We start from the raw sequence: 23,055 nt of genomic DNA on the forward strand, positions 1-23,055 counted from the left end.
TGCTATCGTTGACAGTCCTGCAACCGAATGGACGACCGCCATGAACGATCTCAGCGCTTTCGGCATCACCGCCAAGTGGCCCGCGCAGCACCCGGAGCGCATCCAGCTGTACTCGCTGCCCACGCCGAACGGCGTCAAGGCCTCGATCATGCTCGAGGAAACCGGACTGCCCTACGAGGCGCACAAGGTCAGTTTCGACACCAACGACCAGTTGTCGCCGGCTTTCCTCTCGCTGAACCCGAACAACAAGATCCCGGCCATCCTCGACCCGAACGGGCCGGGCGGCAAGCCCTTGCCCCTGTTCGAGTCCGGCGCGATCCTGCTCTACCTGGCCGAGAAGAGCGGGCGCTTCCTTCCCGCCGATCCGGCGCAGCGCCATGTCGCGATCCAGTGGCTGATGTTCCAGATGGGGGGCATCGGCCCGATGTTCGGCCAGCTCGGCTTCTTCCACAAGTTCGCCGGCCGCGACTATGAGGACAAGCGCCCGCGCGATCGCTACGTGAACGAGTCGAAGCGCCTGCTGGGCGTGCTCGAGGGCCAGCTGGCCAGGCAGCGCTGGGTGGCCGGCGAGGAGTACACGATCGCCGACATCGCGATCTTCCCCTGGGTGAACAACCTGGTCGGTTTCTACGATGCCGGCGAACTGGTGGGCATCCAGGACTTCCCGCACGTGAGCGCGGCGCTCGAGGCCTTCCGCGCGCGCCCGGCCGTGGCCGCCGGCTTGACAATACCGGGCTGAGACGCCCGCTAGCGCCGGCGCCGGCGGCGCAGGACGCCCATCGCCGCCAGCGCCAGACCGAACAGCCACGGGCTGGCCGGTTCAGGCACCTCCGCCGGCGCCGGCTGCTCGATGGTTTGCGGCGGGAGCGGCTCGGGCATCGGCCTGGGCGGCACGGTTTCCGGAGCGGGCAGCAGGGCCGGCGCCGGCACGGGGGCGGACTGCGTGGGCGGCACGGTCGGCCCGGGAACCGTCGGCTGTGCCGGCGTGCCGGGGACGGATACGGGATCGGTGTCCGGTAGCGGGACGGGCAGGGGTGCTTGCCCGCCGGGATCGGCGGCCGGCCTGCCCGGGCGCGTGGAATCGGGTGCCTGGCTCGTTACCGGCTCTGCGGTGGCCGGGGCCGGCGGCGTGCTGCCGCCGGCCGACGGCGCTGGCGCACTGGACGCGCCGCCGCTGCTTCCGCTGCCCGCGTCCGGTTGGCCGTCGGGCGCCGCAGGCTGGTCGGCTTCGGCGGTAGCCGCGCTCGTTTGGCCGCCGCTGGGGCGCGGCCGGCTACCCAGGCTGCTCGACGCGCCCGACAGGCCCAGGGTAGTGAGCGGTGCGATGGCGCCGGCGTTGAACGCGGTGTTGGCGGCGAGGGTGCTGGCCGCGGGGCTGCTTGCGGTGTTGCCGGCTGCGCTGGCGCCGCGCGCCGGGAAGCGCATGGCGGTATGGCGTGGGATACCGCCGTCGGCGCTGGCCGCCACCGGCATGCCGTCCGGCCCCAGGGCGTATTCCTCTCCCTCCGCGAGCTCGACCGCCTGGTCAAGCTCCGCCATGGCGGGCCGGTGGGCCTCCACCGGATACTGCGGCAGCTCGGAGATGCGGTTGGCGCAGCGCGCCCGCATCTCGTTGCGGCCATCGCTGAGCAGGGTCTCGCCCGGCGCCAGCATGACCTTGTGGGCGGTCCAGTACACCTGGTCGCCCTTGCGGTAGGACACGTGCACCGCGCGCGGCTTGGCGACCACGATGTTGCGCGCCCGGGCAGCATCGAAGCTTGCGTAGTGGGCGGCGACCACGCGGTCGGTACGGATGATGCGCTGCAGTTCCGACGCGCCGGTAACGCCGCCCGGCACCACCGAGTACGGGTAGATGCGGCGCACGGCTTGCCCGGCAGGCTCGCTGCCGGCTATCCCGCCCACGGCAGGGGCGGGCATCGAGGGCGTGGGAATGGCGGCGGAAATCGGGTCCGCTTCCCACGTCAGCATGAACACCCCGGCCGCAACCAGCAGGGCGGCAGCCGCCACGGCGGCCAGGCGCTTGCGCTGGCGATCACGGGAAAACAGGCGGCGGCTGTAGGGGTAGCTGCGGTCCATATGGATTAGATATTGAACACAAGTAGGAGTGTTCCTACAAGTTACTTCATTTCTTGTAATAAAGCTAGGTTTCCTCCTCGAAAAAGATGACGATGTTGTAATTTGGGGCGGGCACGTTGCCGACCACGTTTCCACGGTCCCATCGCTACGTGTTTCCACGTAGCGCAGAGCGCGTGTTGACGGGCGGCGGATAGGATAAACTGTCCGCTCAATACCAATTCATCAACAAAGGACGGAGACTATGCGATTATTTTTCGGCAGCGCCGGGGCTTGCACTCTCAAGCTGGCATGCGCAGTGGCGGCTTCGGCAATCTCGTTGGGCGCGATGGCGCAGAACTGGCCCACGTCGACCGTGACGGTGGTGGTGCCATGGCCGCCGGGCGGACCGTCGGACATCGCGGCGCGTCCGCTGGCCAAGGGCCTGACGCAGGGACTGGGCCAATCCTTCGTGATCGACAACCGTGCCGGCGGCGGCGGCAACATCGGCACGGCAGCCGTCACCCGCGCCAAGCCGGACGGTTCGACCCTCCTGATCACCTCGAGCGCACCGATCGTGATCAACCCGAGCCTGTACAAGAACATGAGCTTCGACCCGCTCAAGGACCTGGCGCCGGTCACCAACCTGCTGCGCGTGCCGCTGGTGCTGGTCGCCGGCCCGAACGTGCCGGCCAAGAACCTCAAGGAGCTGATGGCCTTCATCCAGTCGAAGAAGGGCCAGTTCTCGTATGGCTCCTCGGGCAACGGCACGCCCCAGCACCTGACCAGCGAACTGTTCGCCAGCGTGACCAAGCTGCAAATGACCCACGTGCCGTACAAGGGTTCGGCGCCGGCGATCTCCGACTTGCTGGGCGGCCATATCCCGATGATGTTCGACAGCACCATCGCCATCATGCCGCATATTAAGAGCGGCAAGGTCAAGCCGATCGCGATCTCGAGCGCCAAGCGCTCGCCGCTGCTGCCGGACGTGCCGACCTTCGCCGAAGCCGGCCTGCCGCAGATCGAGTCCTACGCCTGGTACGGCATGTTCGCCCCGGCCAAGACCCCGGCCAACGTAGTCGCCAAGATCAACGCCGAGGCGATCAAGGTCATGAAAGGGCCGGAATTCCAGAAGGTGCTGGCCGACACCGGCTCCGACTTCGTGGGCGACACGCCGGCGAATTTCGGCAAGTTCGTGCAGGCCGAGCATGCGCGCTGGAGCAAGGTCGTCAAGGACAGCGGCGCGACGGTCGACTGAACGTCTGCTCTTCCCATGAAAAACGCCGCCTCGGGCAACCGGGCGGCGTCTTTTTTTACCAGTTGGTAAAAATCATGCGCGCGGGCGCTGCTTGTGGAAGACCAGCGGGCTGTAAGGCACGGCCGAGGGCGGCGGCTGCTTGAGGATGTTCTCCTTCATCGCGCCCACCACGTGCATCTCGCAGGGCTTGCAGTCGAAGCGCAGGGTGTAGCGCTCGTTGCCGCTCACCAGGGTCATCGGCTCGGCCTTAACCTGGCCCTGCACGCCCTGGACGCCCTTGGCCTGCTTCGGGCACAGGTTGAACGAGAAGCGCAGGCAGTGCTTGGTGATCATCAGGGACACCTCGCCCGGCTCCTCGTGCGACTCGTAGGCGGCCTCGATCAGCTGCACGCCGTGCTTGTGATAGAAGGCGCGCGCTTTCTCGTTGTAGACGTTGGCCAGGTAGCTCAGCTGCTGTTCCGGATAGACCGCCGGCGGCTCCGCCGCCGCCTTGCGCTGCGGACGTTCCCAGCTCGCCAGGCGCGCCGCCTCGTGGGCGGCGACCGCGTCGCGGCGCAGCGCGTTGATCGCACTGGCGGCCACGAACCAGGGCTGCGATAGCTGCAGCTCGACCGAACCCGCCTCGAACATGGTGTTGCCGAGCTTGGCGAGGCTGGTGCGCAGCGCGCTGTCCGCCTGGGCCGCCTGCTGGGCCGGCTGCAACGCGAGCGCGGCGTCGGTCGCGCTTTCGATGCCGTCCTCGTCGCGGATGCTCAGGCGCAGGCCGCCGGGCCGTTCGGCCAGCAGCAGGTCGACGCGGACCTTGCGCTCGGACGACTTCTTGCTCAGCGCCGATTCCCAGTGGTGGTCGCGGTTGCGGTGAACGATGGTGCCGACCTTCAGGCCGGCCAGGCTCTTGACCACTTCGTTCGGGAACACGCGCCAGCGCTGGCCCTCGGCATCCTCGCCCAGCTTGGTGGCGGTGTTGGCCTGGAGGCCGACCGTCTCGCGCTTGTTCATGTAGTTCAGGCCGTCGCCATTGGCCATCGGCGCATTGGTGGCGAGCTCGATGAAGTCCGGCCCGATGCGGGTGACGGTGCCCAACTCGACGCCGATGTACTTGGGCGAGTCGAAGGCGCCGATGTCGTCCTGGCGGCCGAGCGCGAAGTAGTCGGTATGGCCGCGGTGGAAGTTCTTGTCCACGTCCGGCGTGAACAGCACGCGGGTGTTGCCGCTGGAAGCGCGCGCGTATTCCGGGCGGCGCTCGAGCAGCTCGTCCAGCAGCAGGCGGTAGTGGGCCGTGATGTTCTTCACGTAGCCCATGTCCTTGTAGCGGCCCTCGATCTTGAACGAACGGATGCCGGCGTCGACCAGGGCTTCCAGGTTGCGGCTCTGGTCGTTGTCCTTCATCGACAGCAGGTGCTTTTCATACGCCACCACCCGGCCCTGGCCGTCGCTCAGGGTATAGGGCAGGCGGCAGGCCTGCGAGCAGTCGCCGCGGTTGGCGCTGCGGCCGGTGTCGGCGTGCGAGATGTAGCACTGGCCCGAGAACGCCACGCACAGCGCGCCGTGGACGAAATATTCGAGCGGGGTGTCGACCTGCGCCTTGATCTTCCTGATCTGCTCGACGGTGAGCTCGCGCGCCAGCACCAGCTGCGAGAAGCCGACGTCGCCCAGGAATTTCGCCTTCTCGACGGTGCGGATGTCGCACTGGGTGGAGGCGTGCAGCTGGATCGGCGGCAGGTCCATCTCCAGCAGGCCCATGTCCTGGATGATCAGGGCGTCGACGCCGGCCTCGTACAGTTGCCAGATCTGCTTGCGCGCCAGGTCGAGCTCGCTGTCGTGCATGATCGTGTTCATGGTCACGAAGATGCGGGCGCGGTAGCTGTGGGCGAATTCCACCATGGCGGCGATGTCTTCCAGCGGGTTGCTGGCATTGTGGCGCGCGCCGAAGGCGGGGCCGCCGATGTACACCGCGTCGGCGCCGTGGAGGATGGCCTCGCGGCCGATCTCGGCGGTTTTGGCGGGCGACAGCAGTTCAAGCTGGTGATCAAACAGTGACATGGCGGGAATCCTGGATGCGAAGGGCGAAATTATAGCCAAATCAAGGCCTTAAGTCATGTGGCATCGCGCATGCAGGGCGCGCCCGGCGCTTCAAGGGAAGCCCACCCGGCTGAACAGCGCAGGGTAGTGCCGCACCAGGCCGTCGGCATCGAGCTCGAGTTCCGCCCGGAACTCGCCGATCGGGCCTTCGTACAGGTAGCGGCCCTCGGCCAGCCTGGTATAGGCCTGCTCCATGCGGCGCGGCGCCAGCGCCGGCACCGGGATGTAGACGACCGCGATCCGGGTACGCCGGCGCAGCGCGGCGCCGAGCCGCCGTACCGGCAGGGTGTTGGTGAAGGGCGTGGCGGCAATGTCGACGTCCAGGCAACCGCTCAGCTGGGGCTGGGGTGCGCCGTCGCCGTCGCGCCAATGGCCTCCGCCGTCGCTGGTGAGCACCAGGGAAGCGCCGCCGGCCGCGTGCAGCTCGACCGAGCGCACCCGCCATGCGGTGTCGCAGCAGATCCGGTAGCTGCAGCCGAAGGGCCCGTCGCCGCGATCGCCGACCACGACCCCGTCCGCGACGATGACGTCCTCGCGGAAATCCAGGCTCAGGTGTTCAAGCCCGACGCCGTCGAGCGGCTGCCAGCGGTATGCATGCCCCATGATCGCCTCCGGATCCAGCGGATACGGTAGCACGGGACACGGCAGCCTGCACGCGGGTGGAGCGTCAGTCGTTCCTGGGATAGCGCCGCCGTTCGCCCTTGCGGCGCCGTTCCGGCTCGTCGACAGCGCGCAGCAGGACGTCGCGCGGGATGCGGCAGTTGTCGAGGTAGTCGAGGGCGAAGCGCAGGCCCCGGGTTTCCGCCAGAAAGAAGGCGTACTCGGCAGTTACTGCGGTGTCGTCATCTCGTCGTCGTTGCGGCATGATGTGCTCTCTGCGGGAACGGCGGCACCCTTGCCGCGCGAACCTGCTGCGTTCTGTCGGCGGAGAAAACATTCTCCGCCTGGCCGGCGCCCCCGATATCGCGCCGACTTGTTGTCAATAATACATTCACCGCCCCTGCGCACGGTGTTGAATATGTTAACGTTTGTTACATCACAACGAATGTCTTGCGTTTCCGGTTGACCGGCACGGGAGAAAGCGGCAAATCTTACTGGCGCAGGACGCGGCGGATCGTGTTCGCCAGGTCTTCGGCCGAGAACTTGGCCACATAGGCGTCGGCCCCCACGTTCTTGACGTGCTCTTCGTTGGTGGTGCCCGACAGCGACGAATGGATGATCACCGGCAGGTTGGCGAAGCGGCCGCTCTTCTTGATGCTGCGGGTGAGCGTGAAGCCGTCCATTTCCGGCATCTCGAGGTCGGTCAGCACCAGGGCCACCTTGTCGTGCACGCTCTTGCCCTCGGCTTCGGCGCTGCTGGCGATGCTGCCCAGCTGTTCCCAGGCTTCCTTGCCGCTCTTGGCCATGATGAAGGGTAGGCCCATGGCCTCCAGGCCCTGCTCGATGAGCGCGCGCGCCACCACCGAATCGTCCGCGGCCAGTACCACCGACCCGGGCCGGATCTGGATTCTGGCGCCGACCGCCTGCTGGCTGATCTCGGGCCCGGCATCCGGATTCATGTTGCGCAGGATGGTTTCGACGTCCAGCACCTGGGCCAGGCGACTCGGCTGGCCGTTTTCTTCCGGCAGGCGGGCGATGCTGGTGACCATGCCGCTGCCGGCGGCGTGCTCGGCCGACATCACCTGGTTCCAGTCCAGGCGCACGATCTCCTCGACGCTCTCGACCGCGAAAGCCTGGGTGGTGCGGGCGAACTCGGTCACCAGCATGATGTTCAGGCCGGTCTTCGGCTTGACCCCGGCGATCGCCGGCAGGTCCAGCACCTGGATGATCTGGCCGCGCAGGTTGACCACGCCCAGCACGTGCGGCATGGAGCCGGCCACGGCGGTGATCTCGGGCATCGCCACGATCTCACGGATCTTGAATACGTTGATGCCGAACAGTTCGCTGCGCTCACCGTTTTCGTCGCCGCCGAGGCGGAACAGGAGGAGCTCGAACTTATTGGTGCCGGTGAGGTTGCTGCGCTCGTCGACTTCTTGCTGAACCGATTTCATATTCCGCCATGAGAAAATAATGCCAATAGGCAAGCATTTTACGTGGGAAACATCATCCAGCGTAAAGACTGCCGCAAGCCGGGCGTGATTTTTCACATCGGCACAGCGGGAAAACAACACCTTCGACGACGCCTCAGCGCGCCAGCTCGGGCGTGAGGGCAGGCCGGGCAGGGGCGCTGCGGTCCGGCGCCACGAAGGCCAGGCCTTCCTCGAACGAGCGCAGGATCATGTCGACATAGGCTTCCACCAGCGCCCGCTTGGGCAATTGCTCGTCGTAGGGCAGCAGGACGGTGACCATCAGCGCTTCCGGCAGGTCGGCGCGCAACTCGGCCACCGCGGCGCGCCAGGCGTCGAAATTGTCCTGGCGCGGGTAGGTGATGAACACCGTCGATACCAGCTCCGGGGCGCCGCCTTCGGGCCGCTCGAGCGGGCTTCCCACCACCAGGCTGCGCGCGTCGACCTCGCCTTCGCGCAGGGCGCGCACCAGCAGTTCGGTAAGGAATTCGTCGCGCTCGGACGGCAGGCCGACGCACAGCACGATCGAACCGGCCGGCACGTCGAGCGATCCCTGCCAGCGTCCGGAGCGTGCTTCGCGCATCTGGCGCAGGTGGGCGCCGATGTTAGCGTCCAGCAGGGCGACCTGCTTGCGGCGTCCGCGCGGGCCGCGATCCGAGGCCGAGGCGACGGTGTCGGCGATGTTGGCGATCACGGCGCGCATGCGCGCCTCCTGCGCCTTGTCGATGGCGCCGGTGCCGAGGTCCGACACCGCCATGCGCAGGCCCGGCAGCAGCACGTGGTCGCAATAGCGCGCGAAGCTGTAGCGGCGCACGTAGGCGCGCGCATCCTTGGTCAGCTCGTCGGCTTCGCCGGCCAGCACGCGCTGGTGGAAGCGCTCGGCGTCCGACATGTTGGGCGCGTCGCCCAGCAAGATGGTGATCGGCGCCAGCGGCCGCACGTGGCGGCCGGCCACCACCAGGCACAGGGTCAGCGGGGTCGACAGCAGCAGGCCGACCGGCCCCCACAGCGCGCCCCAGAACAGCGCCGAGACGACCACGGCCAGCGGCGACAGGCCGGAGCTGTGGCCGTACACCTTGGGCTCGATGAAGTTGGCCAGCACCAGTTCGAACGCCAGGAAGATCGCCATGCAGGTGAGCGCCAGCGACCAGCCGGGGTCGATGGCGGCGACGAACACGGCGATGATGGTGCCCGCCAGCAGCACGCCCAGGTAGGGCACGAAGCGCAGCACGCCGCTCAGCACGCCCCACAGGATGGCATGCGGGATGCCGGCCAGCCACAGCGATACGCCGATCACGACGCCGAAGGTGATGTTCACGATGAACTGGGAGAAGAAGAAGCGCGACACGCCCTGGGCCGCGTCGCCCAGGGTGCGGATGGTGCGGCTGACCTCGGCCTGGCCGGCCAGGCGCACCAGGCGGTCGCGCAGCGAGCCTTGTTCCAGCAGGATGAAGACCAGCAGGATCAGGACCACGCCGGCCTCGCCGATCGGGCCCCAGACCAGGTTGATGACCCGCCCCAGCGTGTCCTTCATGGTGCGCGGCGTGCGCACTTCGACCGGCAGCGGCTGGTTGGGCGTGACCACCAGGTTGCCACGCCGCACCCGCGCCGCCTCGACGGCGGGAACCGGGGCCACCGCGCTCAGCTCGGCCTCGATGCGGCTGATCGGACGCTCGACCAGTTCGCGCACATTGGCCACCTTGGTCTTGATCGCCTTGCGGTACTGCGGCAGGTCGCGCGTGATCGTCACCAGCTGGTCGAACAGGACCGCGCCAATGGCGCCCACGCCGGTCGCGACCAGGGCCACGGACAGCAGCACGGCCGGCATGCGCGCCAGGCCGACCCGCGTCATGCTGCGCACCAGCGGCGCCAGCACCAGGCTGAGGATCAGGGCCAGGGCCAGCGGTTCGAGCACTTCACGGCCGAAATACAGGAGGGCGACGACACAGGTGGCGCTGACGACGGTGCCGGCCGTCAGGCGCAAAGTGGGTGGCAGGACATTCATGCGGGTCGTCGGCGGCTCATGAGGAAGGAAACCGCGTATGTATAAAGCAAAATCGCGGGTTCGCCAAGTGCCTGGCCGGTGCTTTTGTTCACCGTGCGGTGTCGAAGCGCATGCGCGCCCGTGCGCACAGCCTTGCACTGTGCGCGGGGCGCGATGAAAGGGGGCGGCTTTCAGGCCTGCCGAGCGCGCCGCCGCCGTGCCAGGACGAGGACAGCGGTACCGGCGGCAAACATGAAGGCATGCGCCGGTTCCGGCACCGGGGGCGCCATGAAGCCGTCCTGCAGGTGCACCCGCCAGTAATTCCCCGGACAGTTATCGCTGCCGAAGCAATTGTTGAGGTTATTCGCCGGATAGAGTGGGTCGTCGAAGCGGAATCCGTCGGACAACAGGCGGCCGTTGGCGAAATTATTGTAGTTGGTAATGGTCAGCAGGTAGTCGCCCGCTTCCAGGGCTTCGAAAGTCAGGCCGGAGTCAAACCAGCTTTGTCCCGGCATCAGCCCGGAGCGGTCGTCATTCTCGCCGAGCAGCACCCCATCTCGCCACAAGGCGGTGATCGGATCGAAGCGCTCGCCGCCGGCGTACGAATCGGTCCAGACGACCACGCCGGATAGTGGGTTGGCCAGCGTGATCGGGATGCGGACCACCGCGCGCGACGAAGGAATTCTTCCTTCGAAACTCAAGGTCTCGGCGCCGGTGGGAGCGGATATTATGGCAAGAGCGGCCAATGCCGCGGATAATCGTTTCATCACGCCCTCCCGGAACACCATTGCGTTCGACCCGATTCGAGTATAGTCCCGGCGCCGGCGCCGCACGATTGGCGGACCCGGCGATCGCTTTCGGTTTACCAACGGTACAACGCTTTCCCTAACCAAAAGCAATAAGGCAAAACCTCCTGCTGGCGGAACGTTTCCTGCAGGTCCGATCTGGAAGCGGGCCTCGGCGCGGGCAGACCTCCGGGCCCGCCCTGCTTCGCCCGGGCTTGCTTGACATCCGCGAGGCGATTCGTGAACCTTTATCGATTGCCGTCCCGGCCCGCGCCGACGCAAGGCCCGGACGCCGGGCGGCCACGTTTGTCGATGAACGGGAGCGCGATCATGAAGACCATACCGGACGTTTCATCCAGCCTGGCGGCGGCGCTGGCGGCGCTGGCCCTCGGCGGCTGCGCCGCTTCGCAGGGCGGCCCATCCGCCGCCGGCAGCGAGCCGCCCTCCGGGCCGTTCTACGGAATCGACACCGCGACGGGCGGAACCAGCGCCGGCAACGCGACGCGGCATTCCGGCGAGGAAGCGAAGTGCGCCATGGAGAAGGACATGCAGGACATGTCGCCCGAGGAGCGCCGCCGGCACATGGAGACGATGCGCCAGCACTGCAAGTAAGGGCAAATGCGCGGCGGCGCGGGCAGGCAGGGGGGACGGAAGGCTTACTTCGCCTTGCGCGACGACCAGTGCACGTGCACGATCTTCCAGGCGTCGCCCTTCTTCTCGAGCACGACCGTGCCGGTGCCGAAAGCGTGCACGGGCTTCCCGTGCGACGTGCCGGTGGTTTCGGTTTCTTCCCAGACGATGGCGGTGTTGCCGTCGATGCGCTCGCTTTGCTTGAGCAGCTTGCGGGTCGTGGCGCTGGCGAACTCCATGTCGCCGCCAAGGTGATGCTGGGCATACTCGTCGCGCGAGCGTTCCACGTGACCGCCCTCGTAGATGGCGACTTCGGGCGACAGGAAGGACAGTGCCCGGTCCTTGTCGCCGCTCTCCAGCGCCTGGTGGAAAGCCGCGACGGTTTCCTTCGGCGTGGCCGCAAGGCCGGCGGGATGGACGCCAGCGAGGGCGAGCGCGAGGATGGATGCCGCGAGTGATTGCTTGAACATGCGTATTGCTCCGTCGTAGATCGTGTTGTTCATCGTGATGCCACCGGCCGTGGCGACGGCCGGGATCGTGATGTGCATGTGCTTTCTTATTCCGCCTTCTGCATCTGGACGATGGTGACGGCGCCGTTCACGCGCTCGGCGGCGAACCTCAGCTTGTCGCCCACCTGGACCTGGTCGAGCATGGCCGGGTCCTGCACCCGCAAGACCATCGTCATCGCGGCCATGTTGAGGTTCTTGATCTCGCCGTGGCGCAAGGTGATCTTGCCGGCCTCCTTGTCGATTTTCCTGACCTCGCCTTCGGTGAGCGCGGCCGCGGCGCTCGTCGCGGCCGTTTCATGGGCGCCATCGGCGCCACGCGCGGCGTGCTGGTGGTCCTGGGCCGATGCGAGCGCGGCTGCGCCGCCCATCAGGATGGCGACGCCAAGTTTGGCAAATGCTTTCATGCTGTGTCTCTCCTTGTTTGCTTGTTGTGGTAGCGGAAAACTGTCAGTGGTGGCCCTGGTGGCCCTTGGGTTTGCGCACGGTGACTTCGACCTCGGGACCCTTGGCGGCAGCCGGCATGGCCTGGCCGCCGGCCGTCTGGCTGCGCACCGGCGCGGGCGGCTCGCCTTTCCATTCGTAGGCGACGGTGCCGGCCGGATGGCGGTACCAGCCCGGGTCCTTGTAGTCGCCGGGCCGCTGGTCCTTGCGCACCTTCAGCACGGTGAACATGCCGCCCATCTCGACGCCGCCGAACGGCCCCTGGCCGCTCATCATCGGCAAGGTGTTGTCGGGCAGCGGCATCTCCATGTCGCCCATCGAGCCGCCCTTGTCTCCCATCACCATGTAGTCGGGAACCAGCTTGCTGATCTTCTCGGCCACCCCGCGGTGGTCGACGCCGATCAGGGTCGGCACGTCGTGGCCCATGGCGTTCATGGTGTGGTGCGATTTGTGGCAGTGGAAGGCCCAGTCGCCCGGCTCGCTTGCCACGAACTCGATGGCGCGCATCTGTCCGACGCCGACGTCGGTGGTCACTTCCGGCCAGCGCGACTCGGGCCGGGTCCAGCCGCCGTCGGTGCCCGTGACCTCGAACTCGTGCCCGTGCAGGTGGATCGGATGGTTGGTCATGGTGAGGTTGCCGATTCGGATGCGGACCCTGTCGTTCAGGCGCACGTTCATCGTGTCGATGCCGGGGAAGGCGCGGCTGTTGAAGGTCCACAGGTTAAAGTCCAGCATTTCGTTGACGCGCGGGGTGTAGCTGCCCGGCTCGATGTCGTAGGCATTGAGCAGGAACACGAAGTCGCGGTCGACCCGGTGCTGGGCCGGGTTCTTCGGGTGCGTGACCCAGAAACCCATCATGCCCATCGCCATCTGCACCATCTCGTCGGCGTGCGGGTGGTACATGAAGGTGCCCGGGCGGCGGGCGACGAACTCGTAGACGAAGGTCTTGCCCGGCTGGATGCCGGGCTGGGTCAGGCCGGTCACCCCATCCATGCCGTTGGGCAGGCGCTGGCCATGCCAGTGGATGCTGGTGTGCTCGGGCAGGCGGTTGGTGACGAAGATGCGCACCCGGTCGCCCTCGACCACTTCGATGGTCGGGCCCGGGCTCTGGCCGTTGTAGCCCCACAGGTTGGCCTTCATGCCGGGCGCGATCTCGCGCACCACGGGTTCGGCGACCAGGTGGAACTCCTTGACGCCATTGTTCATGCGCCAGGGCAGAGACCAGCCGTTCAGGGTCACGACCGGGTGGTACGGGCGGCCGTTGGGCGGCGCCAGCGGCGCTTGCGTGGCCGCCGTGCTCATCACGGGGGCTTCGGGCAGGGTGGCGGCGCCTGCGCGGCTCACCAGTCCGGCCCCGACCAGCGCCGCGGCGCCGGTGAAGAAATCTCGACGAGAACTCATTTTCTATTCCTTGTCAGTGTCCAGGTGCCGCGTCGGCGGAGGCGGTGGCGGCAAGCGCGACGGCCGACCCGCCGCTGCCGTTGATGGCGGCCTGCAGGTCGGTTTCCGCGATCCAGAAGTCGCGCTGCGCGGCGATCGCGGTGTTCACGCCGGTGATCTGGGCGCGCGCATCGGCCAGCAGTTCGAACACGCTCATCAGCATGCCGTTATAGCGAAGCAGGGTCTCTTCCGAGATCTTCTTTTGCAGTGGTACGACCTCGTCGCGGTAGTGCCTGGCCAGGTCGTAGGTGGTCCGGTAGGCGGACCAGGCTTCGCGCACCTGCGAGCGGGCGTTGACGGCGGTGTGCGCGGTGCGATGCACCGCCCCCATGTAGAGCGCCTCGGCCTTGGCGACCCGCGCGCCGCCCCAGTCGAACAGCGGGATGGCCAGTTCGATCTCGTAGCCGTTCTCGCGCGGCGCGCCGCTCTTGCTCGCGTTGACATAGCCGGCCTCGAGCACGTTGACCACGCCCGTCGCGCGGGTCAGTCCCAGCGCGCGCGCGGTCGCTTCGGTCTCCAGCTTCGCCAGCTGGACGTCGAGCCGCTGCTGCATCGCCAGCGCTTCCACCTGGCGCTCGTCGCGCGGGGCCGCCGGCAGGTCGGGGAGCCGGTCTGGCAGCGTGAAGGTGGTCTGCGCGCCCCACACGCCCATCAGGCGGGCCAGCTGTTCGCGCGCGGCGGTCGCATTGTGGCGGGCGCGCGCGAGCTGGGCCGTGGCTTCGGCCGAAAACACCTGTTCGCGCGCCTGGTCGAGGGCGCTGAGGTTGCCGGCCCTGGCCATGCGCTGGGCCAGTTCGGCGCTGGCTTGCGCGGCTTCGCGCACCTGTTCGGCATAGTGCGCCGACTGGGCCGCCGCAACGGCATGGAACCAGGCCTTGCGGGTGTCGGCCGCAAGGCGCACGGCCCCGGTCGCCGCAATCAGCTGCGCGCCCTGGAAGCGGCGCGCTTCGATGTCGCGGCGGATCGGCATGGTCAAGAGGCCGACGAGGTCGAACATCACGCTGCGTTCGATCTCCGTCTCGCCGCCGCCGGACATGCGGCCAAAGCTCAGGCCCGGATTGGCCAGGCGTCCCGCCTGGACCAGGTCGGCCTCGGCCACGCCCAGGGCGGCCAGCGAGGCGCGCAGGCCGCGATTGTTGAGCAGGGCGACCCGGACGGCGCCGTCGGCACTCAGCGGCGCCTGCAGCAGGCGCTCGAGTTCTTGCCGGGACGAGGAGATGTCGGCGCTGGCCTTGGGCAGCCGGACGTCCTGGCCGGTGCGCGCGGAGGTCATGGCGGAGACGGCGTCGAGGCCGCCGTCCTGGGAGAAGCTGGCGCAGCCGCTCAGTACGAGCACGAGCGCCGCCGCGCCGATGGCGCGCAGCTTGGGTGGCGATGTCTGTATTGTCATTGTTGTGCCTTCGCTCCGGTCTCAGTGATGCCGATGGGCTTCATGCGCCGCCGGCTTGGCGGGCTGGGCCGGTTTGGGCGGCGCAGCGGCGGCGCCGTGCGCGGGCGGGGACGCCGGCGCCTGTGCGGCGCCATGCGCACCGTGGGCACCGTGCCCTGGCCCCTCGGCGAGCGCCTCGTTCATCTGGCGCCAGGTTTTATCCGGGCTGGTGGCGCTGTCCTGCGGCAGGCGGGAATAGCCGGCCATCGCCGACTGGTACACGGGTTGGGGAACCGCCACCTCCGGGTCGGCCGGATCGGGCGCGCGGGACGATTGCTGGGCATGCGCCAACGGCGCAGCCATCAGGACGCCGGCGGCGGCCATCAGGAACATGGGTTTCATGGTCAATCCTCGAAAATCGCTCGGGGTCCGTGCGTCGCACGCACGGTCGCTTGTGAAGCAGGCGCAGCGGTGCGGATGCACCGGCCGTCTCGGCTTCTGGGTCGATTACGCGGATTGCTGCCGGGGAGGTCGCTGCGGACCATCCGGGATGAAGCCTGCGACCAGAGGCGAAGGCGACACGAGCACGGCCTCGGAGCCGTCGAAGGTGGGAAGGGGGGAGAAAGCCGATGGCGGGGCCACCGCGCCGGCGCAGGCCGCGGAACAGGCGATGCACGACGCATGCGTCTTTTTCGCGGTGTCGGGCGCCGCCCCATGCTCCTCGGCCGCCGCGCCGGCGTCATGCGCCGCGTGCGCGGCGTGAACCGCATGTTCGCCGCCATGATGCGCATGCGGGTCGGGACCAGCCTGGTGGTGCGCCATGCCGGCGGCGCTCCCCTCGTGCCGGGGAACGGGCGCGCAAGACATCCCGACGCTCGCGGCGACCGCATGCAGCGGCAGCACCAGCATCAGTAGCCAAACAATGAATGTCTTGACAGTGCGCTTCATAGGCAGCGGAGTATAGCACGGCATATTGAACTGAAAAGTGGTGCGAGGCTGTCCTACGTCATGGACGTGGGCGGCCGTCCACATCTGCTGTTGGACGGGGGATGCCGACGGCGCCGAAACCCCTTGACCTTCCCACAACCGGAAGGTTTACAGTGAATTTAAGTTAATTTCTGGAGTCCCGACATGCATGCACCCGAGCGAACGAACGATGCCCGTCGCCACCGAACCGGAGGCGTGGGCAAGACCCCTTCTGCCGCGCCAGCGGTGCCGGACGCCGACGCTGCCCCGGCCGGCGCGGCACGCGGCCGCAACTGCCTGTTCTGCCGCTACCGCCGCGCGGCCGGCGAGGCGCAGCATGCATCCTGAACTGCGCAAGGCCTACGAGGACGAGATGGTCGCGGCCCGTCATTGCTATCGCGCGGGCAGGGATGCTGCCGCGATGGCGCATCTCGAACGGGCTCACGTCCTGGGCCAGCGCCACGTCGCGCCACACGTGGCGACGCATTACTGGATGCTGAAGATCGGCCTGCGGCGCCGCGCGCCGCGGCAGGCATGGGGGCAGCTGCTGCGGATCGTGCTGGGCGCGCTCGGATCGGCCGTGGGCATCGTACCGGCCGGGAACACCGGCGGCACGGACATCGGCATGTTCCGGCGGCTGCCGCTCGACCCGGCAGTGCGGCGCCTGCTCGAGAAATGAGCCGGTTTGGCGCCTATTGCTCGGGATCGGGCTTGACCCGCGCATACTGGTAATCCGCGGCGGAGCGCTCGAGCGCCAGGCCGAGCGTGTCCTTGAGCTCCTCGGGCGCCGCGCCCTCGGCCAGTTTGCGCTGGGCGAAGGTGTTCCTCAAGGTACGCCCGCCCGCGCGGGACAGGTCGATGCCGGCCCGCTCGAACGTGGCCCGGACCTGCATGTAGACGGTCTTCTTGATCATCTTGCGTCCCTCGGTATTGGCGGGAAAGACGAACTCGCCCGGGATGCCCATCTCGGCGCGTTCCTTGAGCCAGGCCCGCAGCTCGACGGCGCCTTCGCGCGGGAGAAGCGTGACGTGCTCATGGCTTGTCTCGTGCTTCTGGCTCGGGGTGATGGTGAGCTCGATGGCGCCGTCGAGATCGGCCTGTTGCCCGACCTCGCCCAGCAGCAGGCCGATCGCCTCGGACACTTTCAGCCCGGCCAGCGCGATCGCCACCTGCATGGCGCGGTCGCGCCGGCGCTTCCAGCCGTCGAAGGGCGTGCTGCGGCGCACCCGTACCGGCGCCGAGGGCAGGGCGGCGAAGAAGCGGCGCAGCTGTTCCTCCGACAGGGCGCGCGTGGGTTCGTCGCGCAGGTACTCGGCCGGACCGGTGGCAAGGAGCGCCTCGCGCGCCGGGTTCGGATCGGCTTCCAGGTGCTGGTAGCAGCGCTCGAGCAGGCGCAGGTAACGGTGCGCGATCTTGCTGTTGATGACGCGGCCGTGCTCGTCGGCGCGCTTGAGGAAGCGCTTGATATCGGCCTGGTCGACCGTGGAGAAGCGTTTCCCTTGTTCGGCCATCCAGTTGCAGAAGTTACGGAACATGTACCGGTAGATGGCGGCGGACTGCTTCGAGACGGTCTTGAGCTTGCCGTCGGCCGGCAGGCGCTTGGCGGTTTCGGCGAAGTCGAGACTGATGACGAAGGCGTCGAAGGCCTTGACGGGATTGTCGTCCCAGGATGAGAGCTTGGACATGATGAACACGGGAATGAGAGTCAACGTACTATATCACCCAAAATGTAACTAACCAACGATGGTCGATCAAACCACGACAAACCCGCGACCAGGGCGGCGGCGGGGAGCGAGGCACGCCGGGCGGACAGGCGGCGTACAAAGCGGGGGGCGCGCATACCGAAGGCAGGCGCCAGTTCAAGCAAGCGGCAGGAGGATATGTCTCAGGAATTCCTGTCGTGTCAGCACGTCGAGCCAGTACGCCTGTTTCCGATCGGTGTAAGGCGTTCCCCGCCCATAGCCGACCTCGCATCGGGAAACACGCAGTTGGCGACCCATGAGCGAGTCAGGCAACGCACGGAGCCAACGTCTGGTCAGGAGAAATCGAGCGGCGAAACCGATCCCTGCCGCTCCCCCTATGAGGGCGGCGACAACTTCAAACACATTGATCAAGTGAGGCTGGATGGACGCTATCGGAGCGAGTACAAGTGCGCGAAGCAGACAAACCCCCGCGATTACGGCCAGCATCGGCCTTCTCTGGACAGTATTCAAGGACGGGCAGGGCGGTTGCCGCCGCCGTTTTGCATTTGCAGTCAATGCACCGATTGCGTCTGCCGCGCAATACGGCTATATGAGCTCCCCGAACAAGCACATTAGCTCAACGCCAAACCAGTTCGAGTCCGGAGACGTCCAAGTCGGCTAAGCGCTGATCGCGCTTGCGCCTCAAGCGCGCCTGCCTTGTTGCGTAAGAAGTTGACTTGACCGAAACCAGCTCTACCGTCACTATCTTGCGCTGCCTTGTGATTTATCACGACCGGGCACCTCACTGATCACCCGATACGATAAGTTCTATCCAGATTTGTATAAAACAGAACAATTAGCGCGATGAGAACAGACGGTTTGCGTTGGATTGCGTTCGCCTTTGTGGCAGCGCTTATTTTTCTTCAAGTAGTCTTTCTGGTAGCGCCCAGCGATCAGCGCGCTGCTATATGGGCGATAGTTTATCTTTTTTCATTTTCGCTCATATGGTACTTGCCTCATCAATTCCGGGCTTGGAATGTGCCGGTCACGTACTTGCCGGTGACATACTTCTTCGCCGGCACAATATTAATCGTACTAGGATGTCTTGCATCAGCGCATTTGTCTCGCCTGCACTTCAAGGCCGAACAATGGCAGTCTATAGCTGAGTCGATACCATTATTGCTGGGGGCAGTTGTGGGTGGTACCTATTGCGGCAACGCTATTTTAGGGCAGGAATTCGACGGTAAACGCTGTAGGGTTGGACCAATCGGAACCTTATCTGGCGCTATCTTGTTGTTGTTGGTGCTGATGACCTTGCGTACGGGTCCTTTGCAATTTGACCTATGGTTGGCGATGTTGGTCGCGACGCTGTCCCCGTCGCTCGCGCTAGTATTCATCGGGTTACCGATTGAAGAAAGGCCGACGGCGGACCGGGCATTTCGCGTCTTTATGACCGGGGTTTTCCTGATCTTCGTGGCGGCGGTTACGGCGTTATGGCTTTTCGCCAAGGTGACGTATCCAGATCTAAATACGACGTTTCTGGAAAAGCGTGACGTTGTCAGTATGCTGAAGAACCTTGTGCCCTCATATTGCGGATCCATAGGCGCCGGGCTGATTGCGCGGGGAATGGAGACGAACGTACCCCGATTCTCCCTGATGAGCTGGGTGGAAGAAAACTTCGGCGGATTCGAGGCCATCAAGGCGACCGGAAACAAGGTAGAACTTGAGCTGAAGAGTCCCTATATAGGGCGAGTCATCGAAATGACCCTGGAGAAGTCGGATGTCGATGCAATGACGTTGTCAAGCGAAACACGGCGCGAGTACGGTAGGGTACTTCGCGACTGGCTCAACACCGAGTTGTACACCGCTTCACCCCGTGGTGCGCCACGCGTTACATTCGATGCCCCTCGAGTAGAAACCTTGATCAAGATGCGCAAAACGCATTAAGCCTGTCAGCGGCGCTTTTTGCTCAAAGTGCATCGTGCGTTACAGGCACAAAGAGTTCGCGTGATGCAGTGAGGCACTCTGACTTGTTGGACGCTTCCAATTGATAAACCTGTCGGAAGGAGCGATCACATGGAATCGACCAACTACACGCCAGCCGAGTTGTCGTTGATCTGGCGCCGCACGAGAAAGCTGAAGATCGCCATCATGGCTGTTTGTGTTCAAACTTGGGAGAAGCATGGCGCGTTGCGCTGCAGCCAGAGCAGGCAGCGCTCCAAACTAATTCTATGTTCAAAACACGTTCTTGTCACCGCTGACAAAGCTATCCCATGTACCTCTACCTGCATTCCCTACCTCCCGCAATAGTAGCTATTTGTTCGGCGAACGATAACGTTTTTAGTTTAAAAGAGCTTGAAACTAAATGCGTGGGCAAGGGGCGCTCTTAAACTAATACCGTAAGCGCAAAGCATGTATTTGCTCCTCGCGGAATCCCATTTGCGACATACGACGCGCGAAGCATATGAACCCTGCGGAATAAACCACCAAGAAGACCGGCAATGGCTGGGCAATTTCGGATGGGAAATGGATGACTTCAATGGGCTGTTGACTGAGCTAAGGCTACTCTCAGACCATTCCGCGGGCAGCTTATGTTGCTAAAGAGCTTAACATAAAGTTTATAACATACCGCCTAAACTATTAAATAATACTCGCACGCGTAATATACCAAAAAGTTGCTCTATAGTCAAGTTTAATATTTTCGATATCGTTGTAGTGTGGGCAAATTTTATGATTGTCGAGGTGGTAAATTTCGGGGCTGACACTTTACCTAACTCAGTCTAGAAAATTTCCTATGCTAAACACCAAACGTCTTAGGGTAAGCACCTCTAGCACTCCAATGCAGGCTGCTAAAAAGCGCGGAGCTAGCGTCGCGAACATCTGGCACTTCCAGTCACCAAAGAATAGGAAACGGGTTGTCTTCGTAGGGGACATGGTATTCATGTACGCCGTAATTATTGAAGGCGATGTGAACGTCGAAAACTATCAAATTAACGATATGGAAATAGATGTTTGCGTCGAAGGAACAATCCAATCTTTTACCCCGGCAATAAAAGTGCAGCTAACAAACGGATCGACTGAATGGATCGATTTCCAGTCAATTCGCGGACGGGGAAAAACTTCAACAATGGTTGCCCGTGTACACCAGGTAATGCGACCCGTTTTTCCTGGTATTTATCGAATTGTCACTGACAAAGATTTGCTGGGCAGTTATGTATTGTTCGAGAACTGGCTAAACTTGTGCGGGATGATTAACAGATGCCGACATCTTTTTTGCGGAAACGAAGATGAAATCTTGCTCAGCTTTTTTCGGCAGAATAAGCAGATTCCATTAAGCTTATTACTTGATAGCGAGGGTGTTGATCGAGCGAGAATGCTTGCTAGCGTAGCGCGCGCACTGCAGGCCGGGATCATTACAGCCGACCTTTCGAAATCTCATCTGACTCCGGTCACGCAATTAAATAGGTGCAGAGATGAGTAGTGGACGAAGCCGTGATGCTATCCCAGTAGCACACTCGGATTTGTCGCTATGGCCGGCCCCGGACATCGCGATATTCACAAGTGAGATCAGAGCAAAATTCGAATCCAGGCGTGAGAGTCTGATAATGTATGCCGCTGGGGACTCGTATGAAACAATCTGCCTCAAATGCGGATTTAAGAAAGGCGAGATACTGCGTTTGATTAAGAGGTGCCTAACGATCAACCAAACAGGAGGGATCTATGGATTCTATGCGCTAATCCCTGGGTTTCGTGTACAAGCTTATACAAGGACGGCCGATTTCCGGGGAGGTGCTGGAGGGAGAGGTGGATTTGCTGGAGCCTTAACAGCAACCTTTATGCGATTTCCTGAACTTGAACTGGAGATCCAATCCGCATGTCTAGATGTACGCGGGTCGCACGCAGCGATGAAGAACCAGAGTTTCGATTTTTCAGCCATTCATCGTCTATTCAAGCGGCGGTTAAGCGAACTCGGCGTGACATCACTAGAGTGGCCTTTTAACCAAAAAAATCACGGCTCCGTAAGTCTTCGAAAATATTGCAAAAAGATTCTTCATGGCAGGGCCGGAGGTAGCGGGCGTGGAAAAGCCGCGCTGGGCCGCCACGCGATAGGAAGAGGAGTGTCCGCGCTCATAAGGGCTCGAACCCCCTTCACTATTGTCCAGCTGGATTACCACAAGGTAGATGCTGCTAGTACGATATCAATCGAAAACGAATTTGGTGAAGAGAAGGATATCGTCGTTCAGAGATGGCATATTGGGCTTTTAGCGGATGAAAGATCAAGTGGAATTATTGGTTTACATGTAGCCTTAGAAGCGACACCCAGTGCAGATGATGCATTAGAGACGATCGCTTCCGCAATAATTGGCGACGCGAATCGCTCGAATGTTGGCAGTAGGAGTTCTGCGCCAGGTAATAAGCTCTTTTTGGTTCGACATTTTTTGCCTGAACTAGATTGGCAGTGTTTTGCCGCGATGAAAATGGATAATGGTTGGGCGAATCTCGCATCCGATACCGTAGATAATCTAATATCGGTTGTCGGATGTGCTGTGAATTTCGGCCCTGTGTACTCATGGTGGCGGCGCCACTTGATTGAAAATATAATCGGTAAGTTGACTTCTAAAGGATTGCAGCGCACAGCATTCACACATGGATCAGGTCCCAATGATCCTCGTGTTAGTAATCCAAACAAAGAAGCCGTCAAATTTAAAATAAAGATTTCTGATCTCGAGAGTATTATTTGGTCGTGTATTAGAGAATACAATAATTCAGAAAACGAACATAATCAGTTCACGGCACCCGTCAAGGCCCTTTCGTTGGCGCTGCAGCAAAAAGGACTTCCGTTCCTCCCACAACAGCTGCCAAACGAGGAAAGGCGCGGCGAACGCATACTCTATCATGTGCAGGAAGTGACCGTTAGAGGTAATTTAGAGAAGAACGAACGACCTTATTTCAAGCTTGATAGGGTCCGCCATACGAACGAAAAACTGTCGGAAATGTATGGGTTGATAGGAAAGAAACTTATCAGCTACACAAATCGCCGATTGTGCCGTGAAGTGCAGGCAACGATAAAGGAAACGGGAGAATCGCTTGGTTTTATGCATCCAGGACAAGGATGGGAATTTAGTAACGCATCTTGGCGAGACCGAAAATATTTCAACCGCACCGGCCTATCAAAAAGATCGCAGTCCGATCACACGGATCTGATGGAGGAATTTGTTGAGGAAAAGGCCACGGAACTGATTGAGAAACAGTCACGAAAACGACAGAAGGCCGCCTCCGATGCTCTACGCCTTGCGCGAATGCATACGAATATACAGCGAAATTCCAACGCAGATGCGTCCCCAATTTCAAAGAATGGCACAACGGACGTGCCAAACCTAGAATCAAATCATGGTCTAAATAAAGGAGTGGAATCTGAAGTTGCTGGCGTGACTAAAAAAGATATAGTCCGCAAGTCAAATGAGCATTCCAAGCCTGCATCTTATCCCCAGGAAGATCCATTTGGACTATTCGGCCCGTTGGTTATCAAACCCCATACGCGCAACGGATAACCAAAGATCATTAAATTTCTTGGAATTTTGAGTAGGCGGAATTTATGAAGAGAATATTATCATAGCTTCACAAGAGAACAATTTACTGAACAGGGAAGTGGAAATAGTTTGATGGTTATCCGTACTCATTCGAGCGCTTCTATGCCAACGGGGCTGAAAGGTGAAGTCGGAGCTTTGGCCGAAGATCTAGGAATCTATACGTGCTTGTCCTGACTTTGTAGGCGAAAGAGGCTTAAGTT

23 protein-coding genes are annotated in these 23,055 nt (G+C 63.1%); 10 read left to right on the plus strand and 13 right to left on the minus strand.

The features are described from left to right. The first annotated feature begins 40 nt into the window (after window positions 1-40). The gene (locus ACK4S9_RS13495; protein WP_409726392.1) at window positions 41-739 is read left to right on the plus strand and encodes a glutathione binding-like protein; all 699 of its coding nucleotides are present in this window, start codon (window positions 41-43) and stop codon (window positions 737-739) included. Window positions 740-747: 8 nt separating this feature from the next. Here the strand turns inward: ACK4S9_RS13495 and ACK4S9_RS13500 are convergent, their stop codons facing one another. Continuing rightward, the gene (locus ACK4S9_RS13500) at window positions 748-2,076 is read right to left on the minus strand and encodes a PEP-CTERM sorting domain-containing protein (RefSeq protein ID WP_409726394.1); all 1,329 of its coding nucleotides are present in this window, start codon (window positions 2,074-2,076) and stop codon (window positions 748-750) included. A 241-nt stretch (window positions 2,077-2,317) separates the two neighbouring features. On the opposite strand from ACK4S9_RS13500, the gene ACK4S9_RS13505 reads away from it, so the two are divergent. After that, window positions 2,318-3,310 carry a Bug family tripartite tricarboxylate transporter substrate binding protein gene (locus tag ACK4S9_RS13505; RefSeq protein ID WP_409726396.1) on the plus strand — a complete coding sequence of 331 codons (993 nt, stop codon included), beginning with the start codon at window positions 2,318-2,320 and terminating at the stop codon, window positions 3,308-3,310. Between the two features lie 72 nt (window positions 3,311-3,382). Here the strand turns inward: ACK4S9_RS13505 and ACK4S9_RS13510 are convergent, their stop codons facing one another. The 6 genes from ACK4S9_RS13510 to ACK4S9_RS13535 form a co-directional block, all read right to left on the minus strand. Further along, window positions 3,383-5,353 (minus strand): peptidase U32 family protein, encoded by a 1,971-nt coding sequence (locus ACK4S9_RS13510; RefSeq protein WP_409726398.1) that lies wholly within the window; start codon window positions 5,351-5,353, stop codon window positions 3,383-3,385. A 90-nt stretch (window positions 5,354-5,443) separates the two neighbouring features. Beyond that, the gene (locus ACK4S9_RS13515; RefSeq protein WP_409726400.1) at window positions 5,444-5,995 is read right to left on the minus strand and encodes a putative glycolipid-binding domain-containing protein; all 552 of its coding nucleotides are present in this window, start codon (window positions 5,993-5,995) and stop codon (window positions 5,444-5,446) included. Between the two features lie 64 nt (window positions 5,996-6,059). Further along, entirely contained in the window at window positions 6,060-6,257 is a 198-nt protein-coding gene (locus ACK4S9_RS13520; protein WP_409726402.1) for a hypothetical protein, read from the minus strand. Window positions 6,258-6,483: 226 nt separating this feature from the next. Continuing rightward, the gene (locus tag ACK4S9_RS13525) at window positions 6,484-7,443 is read right to left on the minus strand and encodes a chemotaxis protein (RefSeq protein ID WP_409726404.1); all 960 of its coding nucleotides are present in this window, start codon (window positions 7,441-7,443) and stop codon (window positions 6,484-6,486) included. Between the two features lie 133 nt (window positions 7,444-7,576). Next, a complete protein-coding gene (locus ACK4S9_RS13530) occupies window positions 7,577-9,463 on the minus strand; it encodes an AI-2E family transporter (RefSeq protein ID WP_409726406.1) in 1,887 nt (628 codons plus the stop codon). A 170-nt stretch (window positions 9,464-9,633) separates the two neighbouring features. After that, entirely contained in the window at window positions 9,634-10,209 is a 576-nt protein-coding gene (locus tag ACK4S9_RS13535) for a DVUA0089 family protein (RefSeq protein WP_409726408.1), read from the minus strand. 348 nt (window positions 10,210-10,557) lie between these two features. Between ACK4S9_RS13535 and ACK4S9_RS13540 the strand changes: the two genes are divergently transcribed. Continuing rightward, window positions 10,558-10,839 carry a hypothetical protein gene (locus ACK4S9_RS13540; RefSeq protein ID WP_409726410.1) on the plus strand — a complete coding sequence of 94 codons (282 nt, stop codon included), beginning with the start codon at window positions 10,558-10,560 and terminating at the stop codon, window positions 10,837-10,839. Between the two features lie 44 nt (window positions 10,840-10,883). On the opposite strand, the gene ACK4S9_RS13545 is transcribed toward ACK4S9_RS13540, so the two are convergent. Genes ACK4S9_RS13545 through ACK4S9_RS13565 form a run of 5 tightly spaced genes read right to left on the minus strand, consistent with a single transcriptional unit; the run spans window position 10,884 to window position 15,018 of the window. Then, window positions 10,884-11,405 carry a YybH family protein gene (locus tag ACK4S9_RS13545; RefSeq protein ID WP_409726412.1) on the minus strand — a complete coding sequence of 174 codons (522 nt, stop codon included), beginning with the start codon at window positions 11,403-11,405 and terminating at the stop codon, window positions 10,884-10,886. Window positions 11,406-11,413: 8 nt separating this feature from the next. Further along, on the minus strand, window positions 11,414-11,770 hold the full coding sequence (locus ACK4S9_RS13550) for a copper-binding protein (protein WP_409726414.1): 357 nt from the start codon (window positions 11,768-11,770) through the stop codon (window positions 11,414-11,416). A 43-nt stretch (window positions 11,771-11,813) separates the two neighbouring features. Next, window positions 11,814-13,208 (minus strand): multicopper oxidase family protein, encoded by a 1,395-nt coding sequence (locus tag ACK4S9_RS13555; protein WP_409726416.1) that lies wholly within the window; start codon window positions 13,206-13,208, stop codon window positions 11,814-11,816. Between the two features lie 13 nt (window positions 13,209-13,221). Beyond that, window positions 13,222-14,637 carry a TolC family protein gene (locus ACK4S9_RS13560; RefSeq protein WP_409726417.1) on the minus strand — a complete coding sequence of 472 codons (1,416 nt, stop codon included), beginning with the start codon at window positions 14,635-14,637 and terminating at the stop codon, window positions 13,222-13,224. A gap of 21 nt (window positions 14,638-14,658) precedes the next feature. Then, complete coding sequence (locus ACK4S9_RS13565) at window positions 14,659-15,018, minus strand: hypothetical protein (RefSeq protein ID WP_409726419.1); 360 nt, start codon at window positions 15,016-15,018, stop codon at window positions 14,659-14,661. Window positions 15,019-15,297: 279 nt separating this feature from the next. Here ACK4S9_RS13565 and ACK4S9_RS13570 point away from each other — a divergent pair, with 279 nt between their 5' ends. From ACK4S9_RS13570 to ACK4S9_RS13580, 3 genes are all read left to right on the plus strand, one after another. Beyond that, window positions 15,298-15,531 (plus strand): hypothetical protein, encoded by a 234-nt coding sequence (locus ACK4S9_RS13570; RefSeq protein ID WP_409726422.1) that lies wholly within the window; start codon window positions 15,298-15,300, stop codon window positions 15,529-15,531. A gap of 267 nt (window positions 15,532-15,798) precedes the next feature. Further along, complete coding sequence (locus tag ACK4S9_RS13575; protein WP_409726423.1) at window positions 15,799-15,930, plus strand: hypothetical protein; 132 nt, start codon at window positions 15,799-15,801, stop codon at window positions 15,928-15,930. Beyond that, entirely contained in the window at window positions 15,920-16,261 is a 342-nt protein-coding gene (locus tag ACK4S9_RS13580; RefSeq protein WP_409726425.1) for a DUF3703 domain-containing protein, read from the plus strand. Before ACK4S9_RS13575 ends, ACK4S9_RS13580 begins: the two co-directional genes overlap by 11 nt. Window positions 16,262-16,274: 13 nt before the next feature. Here ACK4S9_RS13580 and ACK4S9_RS13585 read toward each other — a convergent pair whose 3' ends face one another. Next, complete coding sequence (locus tag ACK4S9_RS13585; RefSeq protein ID WP_409726427.1) at window positions 16,275-17,267, minus strand: tyrosine-type recombinase/integrase; 993 nt, start codon at window positions 17,265-17,267, stop codon at window positions 16,275-16,277. A gap of 861 nt (window positions 17,268-18,128) precedes the next feature. On the opposite strand from ACK4S9_RS13585, the gene ACK4S9_RS13590 reads away from it, so the two are divergent. The 4 genes from ACK4S9_RS13590 (at window position 18,129) to ACK4S9_RS13605 (ending at window position 22,816) form a co-directional block, all read left to right on the plus strand. After that, complete coding sequence (locus tag ACK4S9_RS13590) at window positions 18,129-19,211, plus strand: hypothetical protein (RefSeq protein ID WP_409726429.1); 1,083 nt, start codon at window positions 18,129-18,131, stop codon at window positions 19,209-19,211. A gap of 129 nt (window positions 19,212-19,340) precedes the next feature. After that, window positions 19,341-19,574: a hypothetical protein gene (locus ACK4S9_RS13595; protein WP_409726431.1), complete on the plus strand. Its 234-nt coding sequence runs from the start codon at window positions 19,341-19,343 to the stop codon at window positions 19,572-19,574. A gap of 484 nt (window positions 19,575-20,058) precedes the next feature. Further along, the gene (locus ACK4S9_RS13600) at window positions 20,059-20,745 is read left to right on the plus strand and encodes a hypothetical protein (RefSeq protein ID WP_143054581.1); all 687 of its coding nucleotides are present in this window, start codon (window positions 20,059-20,061) and stop codon (window positions 20,743-20,745) included. A gap of 424 nt (window positions 20,746-21,169) precedes the next feature. After that, window positions 21,170-22,816, plus strand: coding sequence for a hypothetical protein (locus ACK4S9_RS13605; RefSeq protein WP_409726433.1), 1,647 nt, complete (start codon window positions 21,170-21,172; stop codon window positions 22,814-22,816). The last annotated feature ends 239 nt before the right edge of the window (window positions 22,817-23,055 follow it).

Origin of the sequence: Massilia sp., from assembly GCF_046293535.1 — a bacterium.
Taxonomy (GTDB): domain Bacteria; phylum Pseudomonadota; class Gammaproteobacteria; order Burkholderiales; family Burkholderiaceae_D; genus Telluria.

Bases quoted from the DNA above. Each gene is read 5' to 3' on its own strand.
- ACK4S9_RS13525 (WP_409726404.1), bottom strand. From the start codon at position 7,443: ATGAAATCGGTTCAGCAAGAAGTCGACGAGCGCAGCAACCTCACCGGC.
- ACK4S9_RS13565 (WP_409726419.1), bottom strand. From the start codon at position 15,018: ATGAAACCCATGTTCCTGATGGCCGCCGCCGGCGTCCTGATGGCTGCG.
- ACK4S9_RS13550 (WP_409726414.1), bottom strand. From the start codon at position 11,770: ATGAAAGCATTTGCCAAACTTGGCGTCGCCATCCTGATGGGCGGCGCA.
- ACK4S9_RS13605 (WP_409726433.1), top strand. From the start codon at position 21,170: ATGAAGAACCAGAGTTTCGATTTTTCAGCCATTCATCGTCTATTCAAG.
- ACK4S9_RS13555 (WP_409726416.1), bottom strand. From the start codon at position 13,208: ATGAGTTCTCGTCGAGATTTCTTCACCGGCGCCGCGGCGCTGGTCGGG.
- ACK4S9_RS13560 (WP_409726417.1), bottom strand. From the start codon at position 14,637: ATGACAATACAGACATCGCCACCCAAGCTGCGCGCCATCGGCGCGGCG.
- ACK4S9_RS13545 (WP_409726412.1), bottom strand. From the start codon at position 11,405: ATGCACATCACGATCCCGGCCGTCGCCACGGCCGGTGGCATCACGATG.
- ACK4S9_RS13495 (WP_409726392.1), top strand. From the start codon at position 41: ATGAACGATCTCAGCGCTTTCGGCATCACCGCCAAGTGGCCCGCGCAG.
- ACK4S9_RS13530 (WP_409726406.1), bottom strand. From the start codon at position 9,463: ATGAATGTCCTGCCACCCACTTTGCGCCTGACGGCCGGCACCGTCGTC.
- ACK4S9_RS13595 (WP_409726431.1), top strand. From the start codon at position 19,341: ATGGAATCGACCAACTACACGCCAGCCGAGTTGTCGTTGATCTGGCGC.
- ACK4S9_RS13540 (WP_409726410.1), top strand. From the start codon at position 10,558: ATGAAGACCATACCGGACGTTTCATCCAGCCTGGCGGCGGCGCTGGCG.
- ACK4S9_RS13520 (WP_409726402.1), bottom strand. From the start codon at position 6,257: ATGCCGCAACGACGACGAGATGACGACACCGCAGTAACTGCCGAGTAC.
- ACK4S9_RS13505 (WP_409726396.1), top strand. From the start codon at position 2,318: ATGCGATTATTTTTCGGCAGCGCCGGGGCTTGCACTCTCAAGCTGGCA.
- ACK4S9_RS13585 (WP_409726427.1), bottom strand. From the start codon at position 17,267: ATGTCCAAGCTCTCATCCTGGGACGACAATCCCGTCAAGGCCTTCGAC.
- ACK4S9_RS13535 (WP_409726408.1), bottom strand. From the start codon at position 10,209: ATGAAACGATTATCCGCGGCATTGGCCGCTCTTGCCATAATATCCGCT.
- ACK4S9_RS13515 (WP_409726400.1), bottom strand. From the start codon at position 5,995: ATGGGGCATGCATACCGCTGGCAGCCGCTCGACGGCGTCGGGCTTGAA.
- ACK4S9_RS13580 (WP_409726425.1), top strand. From the start codon at position 15,920: ATGCATCCTGAACTGCGCAAGGCCTACGAGGACGAGATGGTCGCGGCC.
- ACK4S9_RS13570 (WP_409726422.1), top strand. From the start codon at position 15,298: ATGCGTCTTTTTCGCGGTGTCGGGCGCCGCCCCATGCTCCTCGGCCGC.
- ACK4S9_RS13600 (WP_143054581.1), top strand. From the start codon at position 20,059: ATGCTAAACACCAAACGTCTTAGGGTAAGCACCTCTAGCACTCCAATG.
- ACK4S9_RS13500 (WP_409726394.1), bottom strand. From the start codon at position 2,076: ATGGACCGCAGCTACCCCTACAGCCGCCGCCTGTTTTCCCGTGATCGC.
- ACK4S9_RS13510 (WP_409726398.1), bottom strand. From the start codon at position 5,353: ATGTCACTGTTTGATCACCAGCTTGAACTGCTGTCGCCCGCCAAAACC.
- ACK4S9_RS13590 (WP_409726429.1), top strand. From the start codon at position 18,129: ATGAGAACAGACGGTTTGCGTTGGATTGCGTTCGCCTTTGTGGCAGCG.